Consider the following 20372-nt stretch of genomic DNA (forward strand, 5'->3'; position numbering starts at 1 on the left):
CGCGATAGGGCCAGCCCAGGCGCAACAAGTCCCTAGCGCAACCCATCCCGAAACTGCCCCGGCGTCATTCCGGTCCAGCGCTTGAAGGCGCGGCTGAAACTGCTGGTATCGGCGAAGCCCAGCAGGTAGCTGACTTCGCTCAGTGAGCATTGGGGATCGCGCAGGTGCAGCAGTGCGAGGTTTTCCCGGCACTCATTGAGCAGCGCGTCGAAGCGGCAACCTTCGTCGGCCAGGTGCCGTTGCAGGCTGCGCAGGCTCAGGTGCATGGCCTGGGCGATGCGCTCGGCGCTGGGCTCGCCTTCGGGCAGTTGGGCCTCGATGGCCGCCCGCACCTTGCGCTCCCAGGTCAGAGGCTTGAGCTGTGCGAGGGTGCGTTCGAGCACCGTTTCATTGTGCTCGGCCAGTTCCGGGTTGGCGTCGTCCAGGTGGCTGTCGAAGTCGCTGAGGTTGAACTCCAGGCAATCCTGGGCGGCGCCGAAATACACCGGCGAGCGAAACACCTTGTGCCATGGGCTAGGGTCCGCCGGTTCCGGGCGGCGCAGGTACACCGCCAGTGGCGCGTAATCACGGCCGAGGCGGTTGCGACAGGTGCGCACGTAAATCGCCGCGAATGCATCGATGGCTTCAAAGGCCGGTGACGGGCTGCCCTGGGGCACATCGAGATTGAAGCGGTAGCAGTCTTCGCCGCGGCTCAGTTGCAGGGTCAGTGCATCGCTGACCACCGGGTGATAGCGCACGATCCGCTCGAACACTTCCCGCAGGCTGCCGCTGGCCACCAGGGCATAACCCAGTGCGTGAAACGTGGTGGGGCTGACGAAGCGCGACACCCGCAGGCCGATGGCCGGGTCGCCGCTGGCCTGCACGGCCAATGCCCACAGGCGCGTGGTGGCCGAGAGCGGATAACGGGCGTTCGGGTCGTCCATCCATTGCGGGTCGAGACCCGCGTCGACGCACAGGGCATGGCTGTCCAGGCCCAATGCATCGAGCTGCTTGCGCAGGGCGCGGGTCCAGCTGGCGAGGGAGGTCGGTTCAGTCATGACGATTGGCGCTTGCGGTCAACAGGTTGGCGTTTACGGCTACCACCCCATGGGACAACGCCCGGCAGGATGAGCACATCTCTAACAGAGGATGTAAGCCATGCACGGCACTTGCGCAAGCCCCGAGCGATTGAATGCACAACAGCGATCCGCCCATATTCGCCAGGTGGTCTTGGCCCGGGGCGAGGAGTTGCGCCAGCGTTATCCGATCCTGCGCCACCAGGATGCGTTGGGCGCGGGCATCCTGGCGCTGGCCCTGGCTGGGATGATCGGTTCGGCGCTGCTCTACATCAACGGTCACCTGGCCGGGTGGGCATGCCTGTTGCTCAACGCGTTTTTCGCGTCCCTGACCCACGAGCTGGAACACGACCTGATCCACAGCATGTATTTCCGCAAGCAGCGCCTGCCCCACAACCTGATGATGGGCCTGGTGTGGCTGGCGCGGCCGAGCACGATCAACCCGTGGATCCGCCGCCACCTGCACCTCAACCATCATAAGGTGTCCGGCAGCGAGGCCGACATGGAGGAACGGGCGATCACCAACGGCGAACCCTGGGGGCTGGCGCGGTTGCTGATGGTGGGCGACAACGTGATGTCGGCCTTCATCCGCCTGCTGCGGGCCAAGACATGGGCGCACAAGCGCAGCATCCTCAAGCGTACGCTGAAGGTTTATTTCCCGCTGGCGTTGCTGCACTGGGGGGTCTGGTATGTGTTCCTCGGTTTCCACGGGGCCAACGGTGTCGCCAGTCTGCTGGGGACTTCAATTGACTGGTCGGCCACCACGCTGGCGACGATGCAGGTGATCGACATCGCGGCGGTGGTGATCATCGGACCGAACGTCTTACGCACCTTTTGCCTGCATTTCGTCAGTTCGAACATGCACTATTACGGCGACATCGAGCCGGGCAATGTCATCCAGCAAACCCAGGTGCTCAATCCCTGGTGGTTGTGGCCGTTGCAAGCGTTCTGCTTTAACTTCGGCAGCAGCCATGGCATTCATCATTTCGTCGTGAAGGAACCGTTCTACATTCGCCAACTGACGGTGCCGGTGGCGCACAAGGTGATGCGGGAGATGGGCGTGCGGTTCAATGACTTCGGCACGTTCGGGCGGGCGAATCGGTTTGTGCGGGAAGAGGCTGTGGTGCGGGAGGAGGTGGGTACGGCTCGAGTTTGAGACGCACCACTTCAGGGACAAACACACAACCTGTGGCGAGGGGATTTATCCCCGCTGGGCTGCGCAGCAGCCCCTTTGACCTGGCGCCGCGTAGTGTCAGGCCTGATCACATCCACCCTTTTTGGGGCCGCTTCGCGGTCCAGCGGGGATAAATCCCCTCGCCACAGGTGCATGCCTGGCCTGAAGAATGAGTCAGAACTGGTAACTCACCGTCGCCGCCACATTGCGCTCTTCGCCCATGTAGCAATAGCTCAGGCTCGCGCACGAGGCGACGTAGCTTTCGTTCGTCAGGTTGTTCGCGTTCAGGCGCACGTCCACGCCCTTCAAGCCGACCTTGCCCAGGTCATACCCCACCGAGGCATCGAACAACGTGTAGGACGGCACCTTCATGGTGTTCTCCGCATCGGCCCAACTATAGCCGACATAGCGCACGCCGCCGCCCAGGCGCAGGCCATCGAGGGCGCCGCTGTCGAACTTGTAGTCCGCCCAGACCGAGGCCATGTGGCGCGGGGCCTGGGTCGGTGAGTTGCCCTTGTTTTCGATGATGTCGGTGGGCGTGCTGAGGGTGCTGACCATCGATTTCGAGTATTCGATGTCGGTGAAGGTGTAGCTGCCCAGCACTTTGAATTGTTCGGTCAACTGCAGGTGCGCTTCCAGCTCCAGGCCCTGGGAGCGCACGGCACCGATGGCGCGGTAGAAGTTGTCCTGGGGCAGTTTGGTCGCCAGGTTTTCCTGGTCGATGCGGAACAGCGAGGCGGTGTACAAATCATCCGTGCCCGGCGGCTGGTACTTCAACCCCAGTTCCCACTGCTTGCCATCGGTCGGCGGCAGCGGGTTGCCGGCGCTGTCGGCATAGGAGTTCGGGTTGAACGACTCGGAGTAGCTGATGTACGGCGCCAGGCCGTTATCGAACAGGTACAGCGCCCCGGCACGGCCAGTGAGCTTGGTGCGTTTGTCGTTGATCTCGGTGCCTTCTGGACGGCCGAACTCCGCGATACGGTTCTCATCCGAGGTTTGCACCCAGTCCTGGCGCAGGCCGAGGGAGAAGCGCCACTTGTCCATTTCGATCAGGTCTTGCAGGTAGACGCCGGTCTGCTCCAGGCGCCGCAGGTAGCTGGTGGGGCTGAAGTAGCTGATGGCCGAGTTGCCGTAGACCGGGTCGAAGGCGTTGATCGGCGCCAGGCTGCCGCTGGTCCAGTCGACCACGGTTTTGCGCCGCTGATAGTCGGCGCCCATCAGTACGGTGTGCTGGGTCGCGCCAGTGAAGAATTCGGCTTGCAGCATGTTATCGACAATGAAGGAATGGAGCTTTTCTTCGGCACCGGTGTAGTAGCGGTTCAGCTCGTTGCTGGTGGGCGTGGTCCAATCGTAGGCATAGACCTGATCGTTCTTGACCTCGGAATCCAGGTAACGGAAGTTCTGCCGGGCGGTGAAGACATCGTTGAAACGGTGTTCGAATTGGTAGCCGAACGACTGCTGGTCACGCTCATAGCGGTCGATACCGGGTTCGCCTTCGAAGAAGTGCTCGGAAATCCGCCGACCGTTGCGCTGATGCAAGCTACCGTCGGCCGGCATGCCACCGTGGTAGCCGCCGTCGGGGTCATGCTGCAGGTAGGCCTGGAGTGTCAGCGAGGTGTCCTCGCTGAAGTCGATGTTCACCGTGGGTGCGAGGGCGAAGCGTTTTTCCTTGTTGTGGTCGAACTGGGTGTCGGAGCTGTCCGCCAGGCCGATCAGGCGATAGGTGATGCGTTTTTCGTCGTCCACCGGGCCGCTGAAGTCGAAGCCCATGCCGCGCTGGCCCTGGGTGCCGACCGTGGCCTGGATCTGGTGATAGGCCTCGTACAGCGGCTTCTTGCTGGTCAGCGCCACCAGGCCGCCCGGCGAACTGCGGCCGTAGAGCACCGAGGACGGGCCCTTGAGAATGTCGACCCGCTCGAGGAAGTACGGATCGACCTGCATGGAGCTGTAGGTGCCGCTGTCACCCATGGACTTGAGGCCGTCGAGGTAGATGTTATCCACCGAGCCGTCGTTGAAGCCGCGCATCGCCACATAATCGTAGCGGTGGGTGGCGCCGTAGGGGTTGGTCAGCACGCCGGGGGTGTAGCGCATGGCCTGGGACACGGTTTGCGCGCCCTGGTCGTCCATTTGTTCGCGGGTGACCACCGACACGCTCTGGGAGGTTTCCCGCAGGGCGGTACTGGTCTTGGTGGCGACCTGGCTGTGGGTGGCGTTGTAGCCTTCCATGCTGCCCAACGCGTTACCCAGGGCGAAGCCCTTGATGTCGGTGGTCGGCAATTCCAATGTGCTGCCAGCGGTCTCGGTTTGCAGCACGTAGCTGCTGCCATCCTGGCTGACGGCAACCAGTCCTGAGCCGCTGAGCAACTGGTTCAGGGCCTGGTCGGGCGAATAATCGCCCTTGAGCCCTGGGGAGTGAACGCCACCGGTTTGCGCCGGGGTGCTTGCCAGGGTGATCCCGGCCTGGCGGGCGAACTGGTTCAGCACATCGCTCAAGGGGCCTGGGGCAATGTTGTAGCTCTGACGGCTGACGGTTACGTCGTTTTGTGCGGCCAGCGCAAGCATCGGCACGACGCTGACTCCCAGCGCCGTGGAGAACAGCGCGGCGTGAATCGCCTGGCGCAACAGACGCGGTTGCGAAGAAAAGCCGAAGGGGTTCTTGAGAGGTACGCGCTCAGTCATTGTAGGTTCCGTAGGAGTCGCTGAAGGCCAATAAGCGTTGCTTACTGTCCTAGCCGGACGTCCACGCAAAACCCGCCAAAAAAAATCAAACCGCATGTTCCAGCGTGACCCACCAACGGGTTCGATAGCGCAGCTGTACCGGGAGCGTGCGGGGCAGGACGGCCAGCAATTTGTCGGTGTCTTCCAAGCGGAACACACCCGACAGGCGCAGGTCCGCAATCGATGCCGCGCAGTGCAGATAGCCCGGGCGATAGCGTCCTACTTCATTGAGAAAGTCTTCCAGGCGCATGTTGCGCGTGACGATCAAGCCGTCGGCCCAGGCGCCCGCGTCCATGTCCAGCAGCGGTGCCAGGGCCGCTGTCGATGCAGTGATCAGATAGCTTTGTCCGGCCTCGACCTGGATGGGCGTGCCATCGCTGTTGGGGTGCGAACGGATCACGACGTGTCCGCTGGTGACGCTCAAGCGCGTGCAGTCGCTGTCCTGGCGCACCACGAAGCGCCCCTCCAGCCCTTCGAACAGACCATGCCTGCTTTTCACCAGCAGCGGCCGCCCCGGGTCGCGGCCACAGGTGACCATGATTTCGTCGCGGGCCAGGGTAATCAGGCGCTGCCGGGCGCTGAAGTCCAGGTCGGCGGCGCTGTGGGTGTTGAGCTCGAGCCGCGTGCCGTCCGGCAACTGGAAACCTCGACGTTCACCGGTGGCGGTGACGAAATCGGCATTCCACGCTTGCCAGCCCAGGTCCTTGCCCAGCCATGCCGCGCCGCTCACCACGGCGACGCCCGACAGCAACTTCAGGGCCTGACGACGACTGAGGCGCTGGGCACTGTTTTCCAGGGTGTCCAGGGCGATATGGGCACCGGGCACCGCCCGCAGGTTCGAGGTCAATTCGCTGTGCAGCGATTGCACCCGTTGCCAGGCCAGTTCGTGTTCAGGGTGGGCGGCGCGCCAGGTGTCGCACTCTTGGCGCAGGGTCGGGTGAGCGGTGTGATTGCGCAGGCGCAACAGCCAGTTGATCGCCTGCCTGACCACCTGTTGCGACGGGCCGTTGCGGCGGCTCTGCAAGTGTTCCGCCAGCTCAGCTTTCATAGCGCAACACATAGCAGTGGTACAGCGCATCGGCGACGTAGCGCTCCACCGAGCGCAACGAGATGCCCATCTGTTCGGCGATCTGCTTGTATGTCAGGCCTTCGCACTGGGCCAACAGAAAAGCCCTGCGCACTTTCGGCTTGAGGCCTTCGAGCATCCTGGCAATGGCTTCGAGCAGTTCCAGGATCAAGGCCTGGGCTTCAGCGCCTGGGGTTTCGGTTTCGGGTAGGTGAGCGATGGTTTCCAGGTAGGCGCGTTCGATTTCCGCTCGCCGCCAATGGTCGATCACCAGACCTTGGGCGATGGTGCGCAAAAAGGCGCGTGGGGTCCGAAGCTCCAGGCGTTCGCTACGCTGCAACAGGCGCACGAAGGTGTCCTGGGCCAGGTCCGCCGCGTCGGCGGCATTGCCCAGCCGGGTGCGCAGCCACGTATTGAGCCAGCCGTGATGCCGGCTGTAGAGCGCCTGTACTGCAAACTCGGGAGATGACATGGACGCGACGGCCTGGATGTTACAAATGATAATAGGTCGCATTGTCATCATCGCCCGGCGAATTTGCAACCACCGTTCGCCTGCCTTGTCCTCCCGTCGTCTATTTCTTCGAATCCCTAATTATTTGTACAGGCTTGCCGACAGACTGATATGCGTGCACCAAAGTGGAGCGGATTGACAACCGCCCGCGCTGTATATGGAACGTTGCAATCTGGAATGCACCCCCACTCCTTGCATAAGAAGCCCCATAGATGAATCTAAAGTTCAGCCACAAAATCCTTCTCGCCGCCTCTGGTGTGGTGGTTCTGGCTTTTGCCCTGTTCACGCTCTACAACGATTATTTGCAGCGCAACACCATTGGCCGCAGCCTTGAATCGTCCATCGAGCAATCCGGCGACCTGACGGCCAGCAGCATTCAGAACTGGATGAGTGGCCGGATACTGGTGTTGGAAAACCTGGCGCAAAACATCGCGCATCAGGGGGCGACTGCCGATTTGCCGGGGTTGGTCGACCAACCGGCGCTGACGTCGAACTTCCAGTTCACTTATGTGGGCCAGGCCAATGGTGTGTTTACCCAACGGCCTGACGCGAAAATGCCTGACGGCTACGACCCGCGTCAGCGCCCTTGGTACAAACAGGCGGTGACCGCCGATAAAACCATGCTGACCCCGCCTTATCTGGCGGCGGTGGGTGGCCTGGTGGTGACCGTTGCCCTGCCGGTGAAGCACAACGGCGAACTGCTCGGTGTGGTGGGCGGCGACTTGAGCCTGGAAACCCTGGTGAAAATCATCAACTCCGTGGACTTCGGTGGTATCGGCCATGCGTTCCTGGTGAGCGGCGACGGTCAGGTGATCGTCAGCCCGGACAAAGACCAGGTGATGAAGAACCTCAAGGACATCTACCCCGGCACCCCGGTGCGCATTGGCAAGGGTATCCAGGAGGTTGAGCTGAATGGGAAGGACCGCATTCTTTCGTTCACCCCGGTGGCGGGCCTGCCGAATGCTGAGTGGTACATCGGCCTGTCGATCGACAAGGCCAAGGCCTACGCACCGTTGAGCCAGTTCCGTACGTCGGCGTTGATTGCGATGTTCGTCGCGGTGGCGGCCATTGCGTTGCTGCTGAGCATGCTGATCCAGGTATTGATGCGCCCGTTGACCACCATGGGGCGCGCCATGCAGGACATAGCCCAGGGCGAGGGCGATCTGACCCGGCGCCTGGTGGTGCAGGGCAAAGATGAGTTCGCGGTGCTGGGTGGTTCGTTCAACCAGTTCGTGGAGCGGATTCATGCGTCGATCTCGGAAGTGTCTTCCGCTACCCGCCAGGTGCATGACCTGTCGCAGCGGGTGATGACCTCGTCCAACGCTTCGCTCGTCGGCTCGGATGAACAGAGTGCCCGCACCAACAGCGTGGCCGCGGCCATCAACCAGTTGGGCGCCGCGACCCAGGAAATCGCCCGTAATGCCGCCGATGCCTCGCAACATGCCAGCGGTGCCAGCGAACAGGCCGATGACGGTCGCCAGGTGGTGGAAAAAACCATCCAGGCCATGACCGAGCTGTCGCAGAAGATCAGCCTCTCGTGCACCCAGATCGAAACCCTGAACGCCAGCACCGACAACATCGGGCACATCCTGGACGTGATCAAGGGCATCTCCCAGCAAACCAACCTGCTGGCCCTGAACGCTGCCATCGAAGCGGCCCGTGCTGGCGAAGCCGGGCGCGGTTTTGCGGTGGTGGCCGATGAAGTGCGCAACCTGGCGCACCGTACCCAGGAGTCGGCGGAAGAAATCCACAAGATGATCACCTCGCTGCAAGTCGGCTCCCGTGAAGCGGTAACCACGATGAACGCCAGTCAGACCTCCAGCGAAGAAAGCGTGGAAGTGGCCAACCAGGCCGGCCTGCGGTTGGTCAGCGTGACGCAGCGCATTGGTGAAATCGACGGCATGAACCAGTCGGTGGCCGCCGCGACCGAAGAACAGACCGCCGTGGTCGAAACCCTCAACATGGACGTCAGCCACATCAACCTGCTGAACCAGCAAAGCGTGGCCAACCTCAATGAAACCCTGAAGGATTGCGATGCCTTGTCCCAACAGGCCAATCGACTGAAGCAACTGGTGGACAGCTTCAAGATCTGATCCCAGTCGCAAGCCGAGCCACCGCCATCGCGAGCAAGCTCGCTCCCACAGTGGATTGGCGGTGAGCCTGGATCTTGAGTTCACTCCAACTCAATGTGGGAGCGAGCTTGCTCGCGATGACGGCAGCCCAGCCAACATCACCGGCACAGGTCCAGCGCAATCACGAGCAAGCTCGCTCCCACAGGGGATTGGCGGTGAGCCTGGATCTTGAGTTCACTCCAACTCAATGTGGGAGCGAGCTTGCTCGCGATGACGGCAGCCCAGCCAACATCACCGGCACAGAGCCACCGCTTTCGCGGGCAAGCCCGCTCCCACAGGGGATTGGCGGTGAGCCTGGATCTTGAGTTCACTCCAACTCAATGTGGGAGCGAGCTTGCTCGCGATGACGGCAGCCCAGCCAACATCACCGGCACAGAGCCACCGCTTTCGCGGGCAAGCCCGCTCCCACAGGGGATTGGCGGTGAGCCTGGATCTTGAGTTCACTCCAACTCAATGTGGGAGCGAGCTTGCTCGCGATGACGGCAGCCCAGCCAACATCACCGGCACAGGTCCAGCGCAATCGCGAGCAAGCCCGCTCCCACAGGGGATTGGCGGTGAGCCTGGAGCTTGAGTTCACTCCAACTCAATGTGGGAGCGAGCTTGCTCGCGATGACGGCAGCCCAGCCAACATCACCGGCACAGGTCCAGCGCAATCGCGAGCAAGCTCGCTCCCACAGGGGATTGGCGGTGAGCCTGGAGCTTGAGTTCACTCCAACTCAATGTGGGAGCGAGCTTGCTCGCGATGACGGCAGCCCAGCCAACATCACCGGCACAGGTCCAGCGCAATCGCGAGCAAGCTCGCTCCCACAGGGGATTGGCGGTGAGCCTGGAGCTTGAGTTCACTCCAACTCAATGTGGGAGCGAGCTTGCTCGCGATGACGGCAGCCCAGCCAACATCACCGGCACAGGTCCAGCGCAATCGCGAGCAAACTCGCTCCCACAGGGGATTGGCGGTGAGCCTGGATCTTGAGTTCACTCCAGCTCAATGTGGGAGCGAGCTTGCTCGCGATGACGGCAGCCCAGCCAACATCACCGGCACAGGTCCAGCGCAATCGCGAGCAAGCTCGCTCCCACAGGGGATTGGCGGTGAGCCTGGATCTTGAGTTCACTCCAACTCAATGTGGGAGCGAGCTTGCTCGCGATGACGGCAGCCCAGCCAACATCACCGGCACAGAGCCACCGCTTTCGCGGGCAAGCCCGCTCCCACAGGGGATTGGCGGTGAGCCTGGATCTTGAGTTCACTCCAACTCAATGTGGGAGCGAGCTTGCTCGCGATGACGGCAGCCCAATCAACATCATCGCCAACAGACCCACCGCCTTCGCGAGCAAGCTCGCTCCCACAAGGGTTGGTACCTACTTGAACATCTCCTGCACATTTCCCATCGCCGCATCGGCGAAGCCCTGGAGGAAATCCCTGAAGCCCGACGGGGTGTGGGCATCGGTATGGTCGGCGATGATGGTCCAGGTGGCGCGGCAGCGGTTGTCCGCCAGGGGGGCGACGCGCATGGCCGCCCACAGGTTGTCGATGCCCAGGGTGTTGTAGATCAGCGTCCAGGTCATGTGCATGGCCTGGTCGTCACGGCTGTTGAGTTGTTCCACCACCAGGTTCTGACCATCGCGGAAGAATTTCTTGCGCAGGGACCTCACGCCTGCGCCGGTCATTTCGATGTGCTCCAGCGCCGGGATGAAACGGTTGAATCCGCCAAAATCACCCACCACGTCCCAGACGCGTGCCGCGTCGGCCGCGACCTCCACCGAGGTTTCGACCTGGCAGGCGTGAGGGTTTTTGATCAGGGTGTCGGGTTGAAATGCACTCATGGTCTTGCTCCTTGCTTTGGGTTGAGGGTGTTTCAAATGAAGTCGATGGCCTTGAGGTAGTCGGCGCCGCGACGTAGCAGGGCCGGGGACTTTTCCGGGTAGCTGGCGCCCATCTGCCGCACACCGGCGCGGGCGTTGTCGTGGCTGATCAGCGAGATGTCGCCGATGTCTTCCTCGAAGCCGTTGAGGTAGAAACCCAGCACGCCAAACAACGCATTGTCGGCATCGACCCGAGCCAACTGCCGTTGCCACTCGGCGACGCTCACCAGCGAAAACTCCCGGCCGCTGTCGCGGAACGACGCGACGTAAGCGTCCCAGCTCAAAGGCTGCGGGTTGTGCAGGTTGAACACCGCTTGGGTGGGCTGGTAGCGGCTGGCGTGGAAGGCGATGAAGCGGGCCAGGAAATCCACCGGCATCAGGTCGAAATTGAGTGACAGGTCTGGCACCTGGCCGAGCTGGATCGAGCCCTTGAGCATCAGCATCAAGCGATTCTTGTGGGGCTGGCAGACTCCGGTCAGGCTGTTGAAGCTGATGTTGCCGGGGCGGAACAGGTTGACCCACACCCCGCGATCGCGGGCCCGTTGCAGGATCCGTTCGCCGACCCATTTGGACAGGTTGTAGCCGTTCTTGATGTAGATCGGCGGCGTCTCGGCGGCAGGCTGTTCCAGCACCTGGCCATCGGCGTCCAGGGCACTGGAGGCGGACAGCGTGGAGACGAAATTGAAGATTTTCTTGCAGCGCCCTTCACACAGGCGCAGGCACTCGAAAATCGGCTCGACGTTGTCCCGTGCCAACGACGCGTAGTCGAGTACATGGTTGACGTGGGCCGCGTTGTGCACCAGCGCGCCGAAAGTGCTATCGATGCGGGCGTAGACGTCGTCCGGCAAACCCAATTGCGGTTGGGTGATGTCGGCGGCGTACACGCTGACGCGGTCCAGGTCCAGGTGGGTCAGGTGATTGTCCCGCAGGGCCTGGGAGAAACGTTCGGCCGCGCTGTGTTCGGCGCTCGCGCGCACCAGGCACGCGACTTCGGTGGCGCCCCAAGCCAGCAGCGCTTCGACGATGTGCACGCCGAGAAAGCTGTTGGCGCCGGTCACCACCACCTTGTGCACATCGCCGCATTGGCTGATGGGCAGAGGATCGAGGTGGAGCTCGGCCTCGGCATCGATGGAGGCCTGGGGGCTGAGGGTCGATGCGCTGCTGTGTTCCGGGTCGTCCAGCAGCTTCGCCAAGGTCATCAGTGTCGGCGCTTCGATGAAGCGGTTGATCGACAGGCTGCGGCCGAACACCTGGCGGATGCTCAGCAGCAGTCGCGACAGCAGGATCGAGTGCCCGCCAAGGTTGAAGAAGCTCTCGTCGGTGGCAATGTCCTCGATCGGCAATTCAAGCAGCTCGGCCCACAGTTGCTGCAGTTGTGTTTCCAGGGCGTTCTGCGGCTGGCGCCGTTGGCCGTCGACGTGCACCTGCACCGCCATGGCGAGCAATGCCCGGCGATCGACCTTGCCGTTGCTGGTGTAGGGCAGGCTGGGCAATTCGACGTAGGCCGCAGGATGCATGTAACTGGGCAAGCTGTTCTGCACATGCTCGCGCAGCGCCTGGAGAGCAGCGCCGGGGTGCGCCTGTTCGGGGTGAACCAGGAACGCCAGGATCCGCCGCTTTTCATCGACCCCCACCGCCACCTGGCGAAACAGTTGGCTGTCGCGCAGGCAGTGCTCGATTTCCTCGGGCTCGACCCGAAAACCGCGGATCTTCACTTGGTTATCGCGGCGGCCACACAGTTCGATGCCGTTGTCGGTCCACTGGCCGATATCGCCGGTGCGATAGACCCGCAACGCTTGCCCGGTGGGCAGCGTCAGGTTGAGGTAACGCGTCGCGGTCAGCGCCGGGTCGTTCAGATAGCCGAGGCCGACGCCCGGGCCGGCGATGTACAACTCGCCGGGGACACCCTGGGGAACCGGTTGCAATTGTTCGTCCAGGATCAGGACCCGGCCATTGGCGATGGGTACGCCGAGGTTGCGGTTGTTGTCGCCGATACCGAACTGGCGTGTAGTCGCCAGCACCGTGGTTTCGGTCGGGCCGTAGATGTTGTGGAACTGGCATTGTGGCGCGAGTTGTTCGATCACGAACGGCTCGCAGACATCGCCACCGGTGATCAGGTGCGTCAGGCCCAGCGGCGCATCCAGGGGCATGACGCTCAGCAGCGCAGGCGGTAGAAAGGCGTGGCTGACATGCTGCTGGTGAATCAACGCGACCAATTGCTGCGGGTCGCGGCGCTGGTCTTCGCAGGGCACCACCAGCAGGGCGCCGTGGATGAAGGTCGGCAGGATATCCAGCAGCGACGCGTCAAAGTTGATGGTGGAAAACTGCAACGCCCGGCTGTCGCGCTGCAACCCGACGTAGTCGCCGTACCAGGCACAGAAATGGCTGAGATTGCGGTGGCTGAGCAACACACCTTTGGGCTGGCCGGTGGTGCCAGAGGTGTAGATCGCCACGGCCGGCTCGTCGATGTTCACCACGCGCCGGATCAGCGAGGCCGGGATGCTCGGTTTGAGCGCAGGCAGCCGCTGGACATCCAGGGCTGGCAATGCCACGTCATCCAGGTCGTTGTCGCCGTCGTGCAGCAGCAGATCGGCCTTGGCATTGTCCAGGATGAAGCGCCGACGCTGCGCCGGGTGCTGCGGATCCAGCGGCAAGTACACCGCACCGCAACCCAGCACCGCCAGGATCGCGGCGTACAGTTGCACGGACTTGGGCAGGCACACGCCGATCACCAACGGGCGGTCGGTCGCCGGGCGTAGGCTGGCGAGCATGGCCTGCTGTATCCCCAGCGCCAGGCGGCGCAAGGATTTGTAGTCGATGAATTGCCCATCGACCCATAAGGCTGGTTGCGTGGCGTCATCGAGCAGGCGCTGTTCGATGCTGTGCATCACCGGCACGTCGGCGGCGGCCAGCAGCCAGGGCACCGCCGGCCGATTGAGGCCATGCTCGAAGGCCAGCGGCTCCAGCGCATCGAGCCCGAGCAGGGGCGGGTCGACAGTGTCAGCGTGCACCGTTGGCCAGTGATCGAAACAGGTTTCGTCCCGGGATAACTGGCTGACCAGCCGTGCGCCGGTCTCGACCACCGTCGCCAGCGTACGCAGGCGCAACGACTGGCCATTGCCATCGCGTTGCGGCGCGATCACTTCCTGGCACAACAGCCGCTGCGCACTGTCGCGAAAAACCAGCACCGGTTGCGGCAGTGCCTCATCGGAAAGCGTGCGCAGCGCCACGCGGACCTGGAGGCATGAACGGGCTTCAATGGCTCGCGGTGTCGTCCCGTCGTCGATCAACAGGTCGACCGCGTCGTGGCCGGCTGGCGAGTGCCGAACCACTGCGTGGCCGTGCAGCTCCAGTTCCCGGGCCAGTTCGGTCATGGCCCGGCTGGTGCCAGGCAGTGCAATGTCGAGGCGTCTCATCGAAAGGTCCTCATGGGGTCAGGTAATCGGCAAGGGCGTCGCGTACGCAGGGGGACGCGAGCATCGAGCTGCCGCGGAAAAAGCGCGTGATATTGCCCACCAATGGGTGAAAACGATTGATGGGGTACGCCAGCGCACTGGCGTCTTCACGCAGCGACTGGCGTACCGATTCGTCGACGGGCAGGTGCGCGATCAGCTCGAAGTCGAACGCTTGTTGCAGGTCGCTCGCCAGGTACTGGGCGATGAAACCGGGCATCAAGCGCGCGATCGCCGCTCGATCCTCTTCGGGCGCGGTGCGCCAGTAGATCTGCACCAGTCGCGTCCAGAAACCGGAGTGCCGGCCCTCGTCGAGCAAGTGATCGGCCATCAACCCCTTGATCGAGGCCTTGACCGAATCGTCCCGGGCGAAGGCGGCCACCTCGTTGGTCACGGTGTTCTCGGCAATGGCGATGCAGATCAGCTCCACGGCGCTCAGCAAATGCTCCGGCGCTCGGGCCAGGGTCGCCGGTATGGCGCGGCTGAGTTCGATCTGCCCAGGCAATGGGATGGGCTCGATGCCGGTCATGTCGATGGTCTGCTGCATGAAGTCCATCGCCACCAGCGCGTGGTAATCCTCGTCCACCACTACCGTCATTGCGTCGTAGCGGCAGGCGAACGGGAATTCGATGCCGAAGCGGTTCTTGGCGATGCGCCGGGCGGTGTGGTCCACCAGTTCGGTCTCGAAAATCACCACGTCGTTGATGAACTTGTAGAGGCTCTGCACCAGCACAAAGTCCCGCAGTTGCGCACAGTGGCTGAGGAAGGTCTGGCTGTGCACCAGCGGTTGGCGGCTCATGGGGAAGATCAGCTTGTCGTCGTCTTCGACCCGGCGCCGTGGTCGAGTACGGATCGTGGCGCGGCTTTCCCAGGCGTCGGCGAAGGATTGGTAGGGGATGGCGTTCATGGCATCACCTGCGCAACCGGTTGGGTCATGCTCTGGCGCAGGCCGTCCCACAAGGCCGCGCGGCTGTGGACGGCGGCGAGCGCGGCGGCCAGCACTTCGGTTTCCCGCTGCGGGTCGCCATCGATCAGCCGTGCCAACAGTTTTTCTGCTGCCGGCCCGTGGTCTTCGGAATCGACTTCGATGTGCCGTTGCAGGTAGTAACGAAAGGTCGGTGCCTGATCCAGGCCAATGCCCCAGGCGTCCAACATGCGCTGGAACATCTGCGGGATGACACTCTCGCGACCATGCACGAAGGCGGCGGCCACGCTGTGGGCCGGGGCGTGCAGGGCGGTGTGCAAGGTCTGGCGGACGAACCGCGCCGCCGCCGGCTCGACCTCGACACTGTCCAGCGCGGTCTCGGGGCTGACGCCTTCCTGCTGCAGGGTGATGAACTGCTCGATGGCGCGGGTATCGGCGCCGATTTCCCGCATGGCGTCCAGGTACAGTTCGAAATGGCTGCAATAGCCGGCGCCGGGGCGGTCATCCGACTCTTCCCCCAGCACGATCTCATTGATCAAGCGGGCCGCGTGGGGGTCGGCCGGCGGCAGCCAGGGCAGGTGGACACAGGTGAGCTCGCGTTGCAGGCGCTTGGTCAGCGACATGAAGTCCCAGACGGCAAAGACATGGCTTTCCATAAAACGGCGTAACAGATCGATTGATGTAATCTCGGAAAAAACCGGGTGTTGGCCAAGTTCGTGTTTTTTGAGAGATAGTTGTTCTTTGGATGGCTGCATTGGAACGTCCTCATCAATGATGTTTGTTCGGAGGGCGGCTCGTTAGTTAGTGAAGGCGAGCGGGTGCCTGAACCGAAATCCATGAATTGCCAAAGTGGCTTGAGCATTCTCTTTAAATCGTGCTTTCGGCTTGCGACGCCCTTGTTTGCATGGGTTTTAGCAAGTCTGAACGGCCGGCAGTAACGCGGCGAATAAAAAACTAATACACGGAACAAGTAAGCGGCAAGTACTTTTTTAATTATTTGAAGTTGATGTTTTATTGGGCGCGAAGAGGGGTTTTAAAACTTTTAATATAAGTTTTATTGGGGCGAAGAAGCTCCTTCCGATTTAGAGGTATCAGAATCGAATAGTTCGAGTGAATGCCTCACTCGGAGCACTTCAGGGATCGGGAATAAGGAAGTTTTATGTTATGGGCAGGACGTCGGTCGGACATCCGATCATCCCGCCGGTTGGACGACGCTCCTTGCGTATTGGCTTCGATTCGCCTGGCCTCAGCCAGGCGTTGACTTCTTCAGGTCTGTTTTGAATCGACAAGCGCAAGAGTGAGCCCAAATCGATGGCAGTGCCATTGAACTGATGGGGCGACGAGCGGCGGCCACGGCCAGGCCGCGCCGTGCTGGTGATAAGTGATTCGGAAGGATATGTAAGAAATTTTTACGCCGGACGGAGCGCCGACGTGGATCACAGCTTCGACGGCTGTTCCAAGTACCGGCGCATGGTGACAGAGGCTTTTTCCAGGTGCAGTTCCAACAATACGATCGCGTTATCGATGTCTTTGGCCCGTGCGGCCTCGAGCAGCGCGCGATGATCGTCCTGGTTCAACTTGCCCAGGCCCATGGACGACAGATGAAAACGCAGGAAGCGCTCTTCTTCATTGAGCTCGCGCTCGATCAGGTCCAGCAGCTTGCCGTTGGGTGCCTTGTGATAAAGCGACATGTGGAACAGCCGGTTGAGCTTGCCGATTTCGGCGTGGTCGGTTTCCGTTTCCAGTTGTTCGATGTACTGGGCGGCCAGTGCCAGGTCGCTGTCATCGAGCAAGGGGATGGACAGGCGCAAGGCGAAAGACTCCAGGACCGAACGCAGGGCGTAGGTTTCTACCGCATTGTTGGTGATCAACGGCGCCACGACGGCGCCCTTGTGCTGAACCACATTGAGCAGCGACTGCGCTTCGAGCTGGCGCAACGCCTCGCGCACCGGCATGCGGCTCACGCCGAACAGGTCGGCCAGTTCCTGCTGGCGCAGGGCGGTACCGCAAGGCAAGCGTCCATCGAGGATGGCCTCGCGCAGAGACTCTTCGATGATCGAGCGTGCCTGGTCAGCGGGAATGGGACCGTTGATCTGGATAGTGCTAAGCGGTTTGGGCTTCTGTGTCACGACAACGCACCCTGATTGGTAGTAAAAATTGGATCCAGGCTCACGTTAGTTACAGGTTGACGAGACGTCAAAGTCTCTCGACCGGAGGTTCCTGAACTAAAGTTTAGTCTGCCTGCGGTGATTGCACCTTGCCATTGTCTTTTAGTGGGCCAGGCGTCACCATCCAACGAATTTCCAACGACCCTTTTCGGACGTATTTCCCTTGGCTGCACCGTTCCCTGTCCTCAGGTCCTTGCGCTGGCTGTGTTCGGCATTGTTGCTGGCCGGCCTGATGCTGGGCGGCCTGCGGGCCGACTGGGACTTTGCGCAGATCAGCCGGCGGGCGCAAGCGTTATATGGCCCGCTGGGCGAAGGGCAGCAACGGATCGACGCGTGGCAGCAATTGCTGGCGACCCAGAAACAGATCCCGGAACTGGAACAGCTCAAGGTGGTGAACCTGTTTTTCAACAAACAGGTGCGCTACGTGGAAGACATCGACCTGTGGCGTGAAGTCGATTATTGGGAAACGCCGATCCAGGCTTTGTGGAAGGGTGCCGGCGATTGTGAAGACTACGCCATCGCCAAGTATTTCAGCCTGCGCCATCTCGGGGTGTCCAGTGACAAGCTGCGCATCACCTACGTCAAGGCCTTGCGGCAGAACCGTGCCCACATGGTGCTCACCTATTACGCCACGCCCGAGGCGATGCCGCTGGTACTCGACAGCCTGATCGACGGGATCCTGCCGGCCAGCCAGCGAACCGACTTGCTCCCGGTCTACTCTTTCAATGCCGAAGGGCTGTGGTTGCCGGGCGCCAAGGGCAACAAGAAAGTGGGTGACACCAAGCGCCTGTCCCGGTGGCAGGATGTGTTGAAAAAAATGCAGGCCGAAGGTTTTCCGGTCGAGACGACTAACTAGGAGCGCGCGCTCAGATGTCCTTGTTCAAACAGCTGTTGATCGCTATCTGTCTGTTCCTGGTGGTTGCCTTCAGCGGCAGCTTCATGGTCAGCCTGGAGAGCTCACGGGCCCAGTACGTCAATCAGTTGCGCTCCCACGCCCAGGACGCGGCCACGGCGCTGGCGCTGTCGTTGACGCCGAACATCGACGACCCGGCGATGGTGGAGTTGATGGTCAGCTCGATCTTCGACAGCGGCTACTACGCGACCATCCGCGTGGTCGACGTGGCCACCGACAAGACCCTGGTCGAGCGCACCGGCACGCCGGACGCTGGCAGCGTGCCGCAATGGTTCGTCAAGCTCATCGGCCTGGAACCGGCCGGTGGCGACGCCATCGTCAGTCGCGGCTGGGAGCAGGCGGCGCGGGTCGAAGTGATCAGCCACCCGATGTTCGCCCTCGCCAAGCTGTGGCAGAGCGCGTTGGGCAGCCTGGGCTGGTTGCTGTTGTGTGGTGCCGTGAGCGCGGTGCTGGGGGCCTTGCTGCTGCGTCGCCAGCTCAAGCCGCTGGACTACATGGTGCATCAGTCCCATGCCATCGCCCGACGTGAGTTCCTGAGCCTGCCGGAACTGCCGCGCACGCCTGAACTGCGGCGTGTGGTGCAGGCGATGAACCAGATGGTCGAGAAGCTCAAGGCGCTGTTCCAGGAGCAGGCCGAGCGCAGCGAGAAGCTGCGGGTCGAGTCCTACCAGGACACCCTCACGGGCCTGGCCAACCGGCGCTATTTCGAAATGCAGCTCAATGCCCGGGTGAGTAACCCGGAGCAGGCTAGTTCCGGTTATCTGCTGTTGCTGCGGGTCAAGGACCTGGCCGGTTTGAACCAGCGGTTGGGCGGGCAGCGCACCGACCAGTTGCTCCAGGCCGTGGGCGAACAATTGCAGCGTGAGTGCGCCCGCTACCCGGAAACCCTCAACCTGGTCACGCGTATTCGCGGCGGCGAGTTCGCGGTGCTGGCCCCCGGGCTGGTGCGCGAGGAGGCGCTGCAACTGGCGCAGAACCTCGAAGCCGCCCTGGCGAGCCTGCATGCCACTGGCGCAACTGACGTGGCTTCGGTGGCCTCTATCGGGTTGGCGCCGTTTGTCCACGGCGACTCGCCGCAAGCGGTGCTCCAGCTTGCCGACCAGGCCCTGGCCCAGGCCGAAAGCCAGGGTGAACCCGGCTGGGCCTGCCTGGACCATAGCCTGGCGGCCAGTGTCGGCGACGATCACCATGCCTGGCACACCTTGCTCGACCAGGCGTTGAGTCATCAGCGCTTCGAGCTGTACTTCCAGCCGGTGGTGGCCGCCCAGGACATCCAGGTGGTGCTGCATTACAAAGTGTTGTCGCGGTTGTTGGACGAGCAGGGCCAGACCATCCCCGCCGGGCGTTTCCTGCCCTGGCTGGAGCGTTTCGGCTGGACCGCACGCCTGGACCGTTTGATGCTTGAACAAGTGCTCAGGCAAATGGCCGGGCATGAACAGTCCCTGGCGTTGAACCTGTCTTCGGCGACCTTGGCCGATCCTCAGGCGCTGAACAAGATCTTTGAGATCCTGCGGGCCCATTCCAACCTTGGGTCGCGCTTGACCCTGGAGATTGGTGAAGAGCAATTGCCGGAGCAGGCCGTGCTGGAGCAGTTGACCCGGCAATTGCGTGAGCTGGGCTTTTCCCTGAGCCTGCAGCGTTTTGGTGGGCGCTTCAGCATGATCGGCAACCTGTCGCGGCTGGGGTTGGCTTACTTGAAAATCGATGGCAGTTATATCCGCGCCATTGATCAGGAAAGTGACAAGCGTTTGTTCATCGAGGCTATTCAGCGTGCTGCTCACAGTATCGATTTGCCGTTGATTGCCGAGCGGGTGGAGACGGAGGGGGAGTTGGCGGTGATTCGGGAGATGGGGTTGTTTGGGGTGCAGGGGCAGTTGGTTGGGGAGCCTCGGCGTTGGGGGTGAGGCTTGCTGGCGAAGCGGTCTATAGCCTTTTGACCGAGTACATATCCATTGCTGCGGTAACGGCCACTTAGGGTTCCGCCCTTACGGCGGGTCACTTTTGGCAAACGCCCCAAAAGTAACCAAAAGGTCTGTGCCCCACCACTTGGCACCTCGCCTAGGCTCGGTGTGCCCTCACTCCGGCATTGCTCCGTGGGCCCGCCGCGAAGGGCCATCCATGGCCCAGCGCGGCTATCCCGGCATCCATGCCGGGATGCCCACTCCACAATGCCTGCGTTCGGCCAGCGTGGTTAACGGGGCCCCCAGATCAAAAGCCAGGACGAGGCGGCCTTATAGCCGACCTGGTTCTTGATGGGGACCGCGTTTCCTCTGTGGGAGCGGGCTTGCTCGCGAAGACGGCGGTACATTCAGCGTTGATGCAAGCAGACCCACCGCCATCGCGAGCAAGCTCGGCTCCCACAGTAATCGGCGGTGGAGGCTGATCTTGTAAACGACCAAAA

General features: G+C 62.1%; 13 protein-coding genes. 4 read left to right on the forward strand and 9 right to left on the reverse strand.

What is annotated here, in order from left to right:
- Nucleotides 1–32: 32 nt before the first annotated feature.
- On the reverse strand, nt 33–1037 hold the full coding sequence (locus tag AB7M32_RS05470) for an AraC family transcriptional regulator (protein ID WP_454249296.1): 1005 nt from the start codon (nt 1035–1037) through the stop codon (nt 33–35).
- Between the two features lie 100 nt (nt 1038–1137).
- Between AB7M32_RS05470 and AB7M32_RS05475 the strand changes: the two genes are divergently transcribed.
- Nucleotides 1138–2211: a fatty acid desaturase gene (locus tag AB7M32_RS05475; RefSeq protein ID WP_454249297.1), complete on the forward strand. Its 1074-nt coding sequence runs from the start codon at nt 1138–1140 to the stop codon at nt 2209–2211.
- Nucleotides 2212–2403: 192 nt separating this feature from the next.
- Here the strand turns inward: AB7M32_RS05475 and AB7M32_RS05480 are convergent, their stop codons facing one another.
- The 3 genes from AB7M32_RS05480 to AB7M32_RS05490 form a co-directional block, all read right to left on the reverse strand.
- Complete coding sequence (locus AB7M32_RS05480; protein ID WP_454249298.1) at nt 2404–4908, reverse strand: TonB-dependent siderophore receptor; 2505 nt, start codon at nt 4906–4908, stop codon at nt 2404–2406.
- Between the two features lie 85 nt (nt 4909–4993).
- Nucleotides 4994–5995 carry a DUF4880 domain-containing protein gene (locus AB7M32_RS05485; protein ID WP_454249299.1) on the reverse strand — a complete coding sequence of 334 codons (1002 nt, stop codon included), beginning with the start codon at nt 5993–5995 and terminating at the stop codon, nt 4994–4996.
- Complete coding sequence (locus tag AB7M32_RS05490) at nt 5985–6485, reverse strand: sigma-70 family RNA polymerase sigma factor (RefSeq protein ID WP_158457532.1); 501 nt, start codon at nt 6483–6485, stop codon at nt 5985–5987. Before AB7M32_RS05490 ends, AB7M32_RS05485 begins: the two co-directional genes overlap by 11 nt.
- A 251-nt stretch (nt 6486–6736) precedes the next feature.
- Here AB7M32_RS05490 and AB7M32_RS05495 point away from each other — a divergent pair, with 251 nt between their 5' ends.
- Nucleotides 6737–8617, forward strand: coding sequence for a methyl-accepting chemotaxis protein (locus AB7M32_RS05495; protein WP_092176837.1), 1881 nt, complete (start codon nt 6737–6739; stop codon nt 8615–8617).
- Between the two features lie 1392 nt (nt 8618–10009).
- Here AB7M32_RS05495 and AB7M32_RS05500 read toward each other — a convergent pair.
- The 5 genes from AB7M32_RS05500 to AB7M32_RS05520 all read right to left on the reverse strand — a co-directional run bounded on the left by AB7M32_RS05500 (nt 10010) and on the right by AB7M32_RS05520 (nt 17019).
- Nucleotides 10010–10474: an SRPBCC family protein gene (locus AB7M32_RS05500; RefSeq protein ID WP_454249300.1), complete on the reverse strand. Its 465-nt coding sequence runs from the start codon at nt 10472–10474 to the stop codon at nt 10010–10012.
- A 32-nt stretch (nt 10475–10506) separates the two neighbouring features.
- Entirely contained in the window at nt 10507–13929 is a 3423-nt protein-coding gene (locus AB7M32_RS05505) for a non-ribosomal peptide synthetase (protein ID WP_454249301.1), read from the reverse strand.
- A gap of 10 nt (nt 13930–13939) precedes the next feature.
- Nucleotides 13940–14872 (reverse strand): diiron oxygenase, encoded by a 933-nt coding sequence (locus tag AB7M32_RS05510; RefSeq protein WP_072411619.1) that lies wholly within the window; start codon nt 14870–14872, stop codon nt 13940–13942.
- Entirely contained in the window at nt 14869–15645 is a 777-nt protein-coding gene (locus tag AB7M32_RS05515) for a DUF3050 domain-containing protein (RefSeq protein ID WP_092204952.1), read from the reverse strand. The genes AB7M32_RS05510 and AB7M32_RS05515 overlap by 4 nt, the downstream gene beginning before the upstream one ends.
- A 681-nt stretch (nt 15646–16326) precedes the next feature.
- Nucleotides 16327–17019 (reverse strand): GntR family transcriptional regulator, encoded by a 693-nt coding sequence (locus AB7M32_RS05520; RefSeq protein ID WP_454249302.1) that lies wholly within the window; start codon nt 17017–17019, stop codon nt 16327–16329.
- Nucleotides 17020–17290: 271 nt separating this feature from the next.
- On the opposite strand from AB7M32_RS05520, the gene lapG reads away from it, so the two are divergent.
- Both lapG and lapD read left to right on the forward strand, forming a co-directional pair.
- On the forward strand, nt 17291–17914 hold the full coding sequence (gene lapG / locus AB7M32_RS05525) for a cysteine protease LapG (protein ID WP_370873791.1): 624 nt from the start codon (nt 17291–17293) through the stop codon (nt 17912–17914).
- Nucleotides 17915–17928: 14 nt separating this feature from the next.
- Entirely contained in the window at nt 17929–19875 is a 1947-nt protein-coding gene (gene lapD / locus AB7M32_RS05530) for a cyclic di-GMP receptor LapD (RefSeq protein ID WP_454249303.1), read from the forward strand.
- The last annotated feature ends 497 nt before the right edge of the window (nt 19876–20372 follow it).

The organism is Pseudomonas sp. R151218B TE3479 (genome assembly GCF_053629195.1).